The organism is Ferrovum myxofaciens (assembly GCF_000735045.1).
Taxonomy (GTDB): Bacteria; Pseudomonadota; Gammaproteobacteria; order Burkholderiales; family Ferrovaceae; genus Ferrovum; species Ferrovum myxofaciens.
The window spans coordinates 1-7,378 of record NZ_JPOQ01000182.1 but is presented as its reverse complement, the minus strand read 5'-3'; the positions used below and the strand labels follow the sequence as shown (position 1 = coordinate 7,378).

General features: G+C 46.6%; 6 protein-coding genes. All 6 read left to right on the top strand.

Features of this window, described 5'->3' with window-relative positions; translation table 11 throughout:
• The coding region (locus IV91_RS0112645; RefSeq protein WP_233418471.1) for a hypothetical protein at positions 1 to 835 on the top strand (835 nt) is incomplete at its 5' end.
• Positions 836 to 1,017: 182 nt separating this feature from the next.
• The gene (locus IV91_RS19210) at positions 1,018 to 1,602 is read left to right on the top strand and encodes a hypothetical protein (protein WP_031598987.1); all 585 of its coding nucleotides are present in this window, start codon (positions 1,018 to 1,020) and stop codon (positions 1,600 to 1,602) included.
• A gap of 29 nt (positions 1,603 to 1,631) precedes the next feature.
• Positions 1,632 to 3,737 carry a GTPase domain-containing protein gene (locus IV91_RS0112635; RefSeq protein WP_051862708.1) on the top strand — a complete coding sequence of 702 codons (2,106 nt, stop codon included), beginning with the start codon at positions 1,632 to 1,634 and terminating at the stop codon, positions 3,735 to 3,737.
• 10 nt (positions 3,738 to 3,747) lie between these two features.
• Complete coding sequence (locus IV91_RS0112630; protein WP_035418109.1) at positions 3,748 to 5,493, top strand: GTPase; 1,746 nt, start codon at positions 3,748 to 3,750, stop codon at positions 5,491 to 5,493.
• Between the two features lie 82 nt (positions 5,494 to 5,575).
• Complete coding sequence (locus IV91_RS0112625) at positions 5,576 to 6,580, top strand: helix-turn-helix transcriptional regulator (protein ID WP_031598984.1); 1,005 nt, start codon at positions 5,576 to 5,578, stop codon at positions 6,578 to 6,580.
• Positions 6,540 to 6,920 (top strand): hypothetical protein, encoded by a 381-nt coding sequence (locus IV91_RS19205; RefSeq protein ID WP_233418472.1) that lies wholly within the window; start codon positions 6,540 to 6,542, stop codon positions 6,918 to 6,920. The genes IV91_RS0112625 and IV91_RS19205 overlap by 41 nt, the downstream gene beginning before the upstream one ends.
• The last annotated feature ends 458 nt before the right edge of the window (positions 6,921 to 7,378 follow it).

Here is a 7,378-nt window from a genome sequence, read left to right as displayed (position 1 = left end):
CCTGCTGTGGCGAATTCTCCTGCTACGCTTGGTTTCCATACCTGCTCTCCTGTGTCACAATCTGAAGAGGAGTATGCAGAAAAATTATCCGGGAAAATACAACGCCGCTGGCTTACCGCTTACGTTTGTAAGGCAGGTATCAAACTTCGATTCCAGCGCAAGAGAACTTCCCGGCTTGGCGCTGGCGGAGTCATATACCGACGCCAAGGAAAAAACCGTCTATGCGCTGGCTTGCCTCGATACCGCTATTGCTTCTTCTGACATTGCGGCTCGCATTGATGAGCTTGAGCGCCAACTTCCCGGCAATGACCAGAACGCCCCCGGCAAGGCCTCTCTGGGCAAGCTAAATCGGCTGAATGCGCTACGTTCCACCTTGAGTGGCATACAGGATCAGAAGGCATTACTGGGCACATGGCTGGATCGAGGAACAGCCGAGAGAGTGGCACGAGTTCAGATAACGCTTGATAGTTTAATCGCCCGCTACCGTAGCGAGATGACTTTTGCTATTGAGGAATCACCGCCCCCATCGCTTATTGATGCGTCTTTGGCATCAGCCCTGACCCAGCAAGGTTTCATTGGATCAGATCGTGAGCCTCGCTACATCGTCGCAACGCATCCCGGCCAACAAAATGTTAGCATTGCCATGGGCATGTACGTGATCCGCCAGTCATTTGAAATTGCGGTGAAGGATACGCTGTTTGGCACGGAAGGAATGCAGCAGATAAGTTGCAAAGGACTCGGTGTCGATATGCCCCAAGCTCAGGCAAAACTTCAGGAGCAGTGCCAGAAGGTGGCGGCTGACGGATTGTCGAAGATTTTGAAATCAGGTTATTGATTGAGGATTTTTAGGCCGCATTGAAAATGCCTATGTATTTTGCTATATAGCGTCTTGCATGAATAGGGAGTAGTTAATGTCTATCCGCATGAAGTTCCAACAAGATGGCGAGTGGCATGAAGTGTCCGGCAATTATGGTGAAGGAATTAATAAAAATTTCGCAGTGACAAAGGTAGAAAAAAATGAATACAGATACCGTTGTATCTTGCGTCAACAATTGCATTCGTCGTTTGTGTGACGATTTCGTCAGTCACCCGAATAAGCTGCTGACTGAGGACGATATGCGCATGCACCTTTGCGTCATCCTTCTTGAGCATTTTGGCACGGCTCAAATAACTGCTGATGGTGGCTCATCCATAGCTCTACACAGTGAGGTGCGATGGTATGGCAACGGACGCTTGAAGTACCGGTCGGATATTGTAGTAATCGACGTTAGCACGCTCTCGGTTCGAGATATGAGGCATATGCAATTACCGAGCAAAGGCTATGGATTCAATGTTCCGAAGGCGATCATAGAACTAAAATTCAGGCGCCCCACAAAAGAATCTAATCGAGCTTTCCTCGCATCAATCGAGAATGACTGCTCAAAGTTGAGAGCTATCAAATCTGAGCTTTCTCCTGACTCACCTCAACCCGCCTGCTGGGTTGTTGCGTTCGACAAAAAGGCTGATGTCAGCGCTCAAATCCAAACCAGTGACCGAATGAACGTTGAGTCCGGGGCGATTCGCGTCGATTACAGACATTCATGCTCAGATAGTACTGCGTAACCTATTTGCGGTTCGCGGAACGGAAAAAAATGAATAAAATCTCATCAGAAGAGAATGCCGTAATCAATTTGCAATCAGCACTCCAACAGTGCCAAGAATCTGCCCGTCGGGGGTACAAAATTGCATCAGACAATATCAAGGAGACTGCCAAAGCAATAACAATTGTTTCTAAATCGCTTTCCGCATGTTTGAAAATCCATGATGAAGGAGCTGTGCGTACTCCAGAGATTGTTGAACAACTCAAAAGGCAATTTGTTTCCGTTGTAAGTGAACTGGAGCAGTTACAAAACAAGACAGAAAAAGATTTACAAGAACGAAAAATACGGCTGGATCGTTTTTCGATAACCCTGTTCGGTCGAACTATGGCAGGCAAGTCAACGTTGATGGAAATTCTGACTCATGGTGATGGAAAGTCTATAGGTCTGGGAGCACAGAGAACAACCCGTGATGTTCGTAGCTACACATGGAATGGGCTTGAAGTAACGGATGTGCCGGGTGTTGCCGCGTTTGAAGGAGAAGAAGATGAGGAATTGGCTTTTCATTCTGCGGCGCAAGCCGACTTGGTTATTTTCTTGATAACTGATGATGCTCCTCAGCCTATCGAAGCCGAATGCTTTGCTCAGGTGCGAAGGCTGGGGAAACCTATTGTTGGCATTTGCAATGTTAAAACTGCGGTCGATGAACCGGATGACCTTCTACTTTTTTTGCGTAATTCCAATCGCCCATTTGAACAGAATAGACTGAGCGAAATTATTCAACAGTTCAATGCGTTCGCCGATAGGTTGATTCCAGGGAAGCGCATCCAATTCATTTCGACGCACCTCCGCTCTCGGTTTCTTGCAGGGAAGCATCAATATTCTGAATATGAAGCAAAGTTGATTGAGGCGAGTCGTTTCAACGTAGTTGAGCAACGAATTATTAGCGAAGTATCAGGCAGAGGAAGTTTTCTGAGGATAAAAAGCTTTATTGATGGTGCCGTTGCTCCAATATTGGAGTTAACTGATACGCTGCTCGATTTTAGCGCACAAAATTCCGCGTCCGGCCGTGTACTTATTGGAAAACATCGTCAGTTAAATGAATGGGCGAAAATTTTTAAATCAGATGGACTCAACAGAATTGATACTCTTATCGCTAAATTGATGGATAGTCTTCGCCAAGACGTTTCAGATTTTGCGGAGGAGCACTACGAAGATGGTCATGTCGGCGAAAAATGGAATAGGCATGTTCAATCCACAGGCATCAACGAAAAAAGCGAAAAACTCCTGACTCATTTAAGTGAAGATTGCAAAAAAGCAATGCAAGAAATTGCAAGAGAATTAAAAAGTGAGCTTTCTAAAGTTGCAGATTTCTCTGCGGATAAAAGCATCAAAATGGATGGCGTTTTCGATGCGAAAAAATGGTGGAATAGGGGTACGGTCGCTCTTTCTGCTGGGCTTGTACTTGCAGCCATAATTTATGGAAGTACCCCAATAGGATGGGCTGCGGCGGCTGTAAGTGTGCTCGGCTGGTTAGGTTCCTTTTTATTTGATGAACGAGAAAATAAAGCAGATAAAGCTAGGGAAAAGCTATCGAAGAAATTAAACGAAGACATTGACAAAATAGAGCGCAATCGTAAACGCCAACTCAGTGACTGGTTTTTTAACGAACTCATCAAGAAACAGGTTGATGTGCTCTTGAGTGACATTAGAACAATTGAGTCTGCCTTGTTTGAGCTTGCTGATGCTCAGCGGGCGCTGGCATGGACGCTTAATAAGCGCATTAGGCATTTGACTAAACTGCTGATTAAGGAAGGGTTGAAACAGGTAAATGCCTCTGGAATGGAATATCACCTTCGATCTGTTGCCCGTGTTCCAGGGTGTGCGAACATGCTGCTTATCGCACCTGAAATAAAATTCCCTGAGAAAATAAAGCTTGATCTTGAGCGGCTACTTGGTGAATCAGTTTGGTTTGTTATTGACAACGGCAATCCCAAGTCAATTCTTTCGCAGGCTATTGGCCGCAGATGTGATCGTAATAAGATAAGCATCGAATCAAAACTGAAAATTGCGCATATCCCGTTGGACGAACTCGACGCATTAACGCTGACGCGGGTTAACTTGGCGCAACAGTTGACGGAACTTCACATCACAAAATAAAAGGTATGCCATGAACAATACAACAAGCTTTGAAATTCTTGATTGGGCAACTGCTGGAAATGACCTGTTAAAACGTGCATCAACGGAATTAGGAAATGTTCCGAGTGAAAAAATACGTGATTTGGCGAAGCAGATACCAGCAGCGGTACTGGCTGAGGATGAAACGATCAAGCTCGTTTTTGCCGGGCAATACAGCGCTGGTAAATCAACTATCTTGAAGGCGCTTACAGGAAGAGCAGATATTGCCACGGGCGCGGGGATTACTACGCAGGAAGCCCACGTTTATGAGTGGGATGGTGTTTGTGTCATCGACACACCTGGGGTACACACCGAATTGCGCCCCGATCATGACGAAATTTCGTACCAAGCCATTTCCAGCGCTGATCTCCTGGTGTTCGTTGTAACGAATGAACTATTTGACTCCCATCTCGCGAAGCATTTTCGCAAGCTCGCAATAGAAAAAGACAAAGCTCACGAAATGATGCTGGTGGTAAACAAAATGCGGCGTTGTGCTACGGGCAATTCCGTAGGGATGCAGGACATTATCCGTGAGGATTTGCGTAAGGTGCTTGCGCCGTTTTCTCCAGAAGATATGCGTATATGTTTTATTGATGCAGAGTCTTTCATTGATAGTCAGCATGAAAATGATTCAGAAACAGCAGCCATGCTTAGGAAGAAAAGTGGGATTGAGGTATTTACAAAAGAACTCAATACGTTTGTTCGTGAAAGTGGCATGGCGGGACGGTACACAACAGCACTTTACAGTCTTGAACAGGTTCTTCAGGAAGCTCTCTCGGTCGAATCAAACGGCGACAATGATGTTGACGCACTGGAAGAGTTGCTACTTCAAAGACGGCGAGCTTTACATGAAACGCGGGATCGTATTCCTCGCACCGTGGAAAAAGAGATTCAAAATGTGGGTACACAAATACGGCAAGATGGTCGGAAGGTTGCTGATCTTATTAATGGTAATGCCGATCAGAAAGAAGTCAATAACGAATTGCAAAAGGCGCAAGACCGCGTTCAATTGCATGCGGACAACTGCGGCAAATCAATCGAGAGAGCCATTGAACAACAGGTTGGCGAGCTTGAAGAAACAGTTCGCAACATTCTTAATAGCGAACTGGCTAAAGAGCTTGTACCTAGGCTGAATCATCGTATCCAAGAAGCAAATATTTCCCCTGAAGCAATGGGAAGAATTAATAAAGCCGCAGATATATCTCAAAAACTGGGGAAGTTTTTGATTGAAAATTCTTTCAAAGCTGGTGGCTCTGGTGCATTGGGGGGGATGTTCAAACTAAGCCAATATTCAGGCACTAATGCCCATGTGGCAGTTAAGGCTGTCGGTCAATTCTTTGGCAAGACTTTCAAGCCTTGGGAGGCTGTAAAGTGGGCAAAGCTTACAGCAAATGCAGGCAGGGTGTTAGCTGTCGTTGGTACGGTTTTAACTATTTACTTGCAATTCAAAGAAGAGGCTGATGCCGCACAACTTGAGGTTGATTTACGGGAAAGTAGGGCATCAATCCGTGGTGGTTTTAACGACGCGGCACACGCGATTGAAATGCACTTCGATAAGGCTACGGGGACATATATTGCAGACACTTTTGATCCTGAGATTGAATCAGTTGATAAGCAGTTGGCGGAGCTGCGAGAAATGCAACAAACACGGAGTGACCTATTCAGAAATATGGGCGAGTTGCTTGAGGAAACGCGACAATTGATAAAAGTGCTCCATGCAAATACCGCGAAACCTTAACTTTGGTTTGGAAATATTTACCGCGTCAATAAATACTAGCCATCGTTGCTGAGATTCAAAGCTATATAGCCGATAAATTACCATGTCCTTCACCCCCGAAACCCTCCTTCGTCACTGGCAAACCCTGCGCCGGATTCCGCGTTATCCGCAAAAGATAACCGCTGGCGATATTTGCCAGCATCTTCACGACGAAGGTTATGAAGTCGGCAAGCGCACTGTCGAGCGAGATTTACACGCGCTTTCCCGTATCTTTCCGCTGGTGCTGGACGAACGTGCCAAGCCCTACGGTTGGAGTTGGAGCCGTGATGCTGCGGGTTTTGATTTGCCTGGCATGACCGTAAGTGAGAGCCTGACCGTGATGATGGCGAAAGAGCATTTGCGCTCAGTCATGCCTGCCAGCACCTTGGAACAGATGGCTCCCTATTTCCGCCAGGCAGAGCAAAACCTCAATACCCTCTCGGGGCGATCAGCGCTGGCAGCATGGTTCGACAAAGTCCGCATCATTCCACCCACACAGCCGCTGCTCGCACCGCAGGTAGATGAGGCGACACTTTCCGTCTTGCAGGAGGGCCTGCTGCATAACCGCCAGTGCGCCATAACATACCAGCGGCGAGTTGCGGGGGATGTGGATGAGTATCCGGTCAACCTGCTTGGCTTAGTCCAGCGAGGTGTTGTGCTGTACTTAGTCTGCACAATCAAGATGTACACTGACTTGCGCATTCTGGCGCTACATCGGGTGCTGTCCGCCACCATGCTCGATACGCCAACCGCTAAGCCTAAAGGCTTCAAGTTGGATGATTACCTGGCAACATGTGCATTCGGCTGGACTACAGGCATCCTTGTGCGATTCGAGGCGCTGTTTACACCGGAGGCAGGAAACCATCTATGTGAAACACCCTTGTCGGAAGATCAGGCCGTCACCGTGCAGGAAGATGGGAAACTCAAAGTAACCGCAACCATTCACCAGAACCCTCAACTGGTTTGGTGGTTGCTTGGGTTCGGCGCTGACGTGGAAGTCATCGCCCCGGTTGAACTGCGTTCGCAGATTGCCGAAAAACATCGCACAGCGGCCAGTATTTACGATTAGTTTTCTTGCGTCGTGGTTTGTCGCTGCAATGCGGCATGATGGAGGCATTAATTTTCCATCCATCACAAAAGGTCATCACGAAATGAAAGACAACATGAATCAAGCTGAAGTACGCAGCATTATTGAAACTACGCTATCCAGCGGGAATAAATCGCCAGGGCTATTCGACTTGCCAAAAATCATGGGGCTTAAATCAAAGCTTGAAGCCTGTAACTCCATAAGCGCGGTCGTCGGCATATTGGAGGAAAACCGCAGCCTCATATCCAAGTGCTTCGGGCTGAGCGATTCCATATTCGATGATGGCTTGCTAAAACTTAACTCAATGCCAGCCACTGCGTAGCAGGAATTTGCTCTGTCAATTGGCAGGCTTTTGAAAAAAAGGAGTGGCTCGTGATCCTCAAGGCAATGGTGCTCTTAGCTTTGGTCGTGATCGGATTCATTGTGCTAGGCACAATTATCATCGCGATATTTTCCGAATAGGGTATCGGATGATCATGGTTTGTGTGGGCGTTGAATGACCTTTATCTTGGTGATTTCTGTGCGCTCTTGGCTACTGGTGCCACATTTTTTCTTTGGATACTTTTCGTCAATAAAAAACCGAAGAGCAGTTCTTGACCGATTACTATCCGAAAGGAAAATAAAAATGGATAACGTGGTGCACATTAACGATGTCCTGATTATGTCTCTATCTCAGTGCGTACTGGAAAACTGTATGAATACACAGAATTCTGACCTCTTGCGAAAACCGATGAGGTGAATCATTGCGATCAACAGTACTTTGATTTCCGGAAATACAAC

Excerpts from the sequence above, each read along its gene's own strand:
- IV91_RS19210 (WP_031598987.1), top strand. The coding sequence starts at position 1,018 with ATGAATACAGATACCGTTGTATCTTGCGTCAACAATTGCATTCGTCGT.
- IV91_RS0112635 (WP_051862708.1), top strand. The coding sequence starts at position 1,632 with ATGAATAAAATCTCATCAGAAGAGAATGCCGTAATCAATTTGCAATCA.
- IV91_RS0112630 (WP_035418109.1), top strand. The coding sequence starts at position 3,748 with ATGAACAATACAACAAGCTTTGAAATTCTTGATTGGGCAACTGCTGGA.
- IV91_RS0112625 (WP_031598984.1), top strand. The coding sequence starts at position 5,576 with ATGTCCTTCACCCCCGAAACCCTCCTTCGTCACTGGCAAACCCTGCGC.